Annotated in this window: 1 protein-coding gene and 1 pseudogene; both read right to left on the reverse strand. The window is 56.6% G+C overall.

The window, feature by feature from the left end; genetic code table 11:
• Positions 1-63, reverse strand: a pseudogene (locus DIE23_RS39205) (succinyl-CoA synthetase subunit beta); the annotation flags it as partial.
• Positions 64-234: 171 nt separating this feature from the next.
• The coding region (locus tag DIE23_RS39210) for a 4Fe-4S dicluster domain-containing protein (RefSeq protein WP_185646628.1) at positions 235-465 on the reverse strand (231 nt) is incomplete at its 5' end.

The following is a 465-nucleotide window of genomic DNA, read 5'->3' on the forward strand; positions in this document are numbered from 1 at the left end:
GCGCGGTACCGCGACTCCGAATTTCCGCAGGATTTCCTTACCCTGGTACTCGTGAATCTTCATGCGTGATTCCCTTCGATCTAAGAGTTGAATAGAGTGTGTTTATTCAATACTGAAGGCTGGCAAATACTTGAGGCACCCTCACTCGCGAGGCATGGGATCCAGGTCAGGTTGTAAATTGTAAAAATGTCCGGCAAGAACATCGATCTGACTCTCGCGATACCCTCCATCGCCTCACATGTTCGGGTAATTCGGCCCGCCACTGCCTTCCGGCGTGACCCACACGATGTTCTGCGTCGGGTCCTTGATGTCGCAAGTCTTGCAGTGCACGCAGTTCTGCGCGTTGATCACCAGCCGGTCGCTGCCGTCGTCGTTCTTCACGAACTCGTACACGGCCGCCGGGCAGAAGCGCCCCTCGGGGCCTGCGTACGTGCTCAGGTTCACGTTCACCGGCACGCTCGCATC

It is taken from the genome of Burkholderia sp. Bp9143 (assembly GCF_003853645.1).
Lineage (GTDB): Bacteria > Pseudomonadota > Gammaproteobacteria > Burkholderiales > Burkholderiaceae > Burkholderia.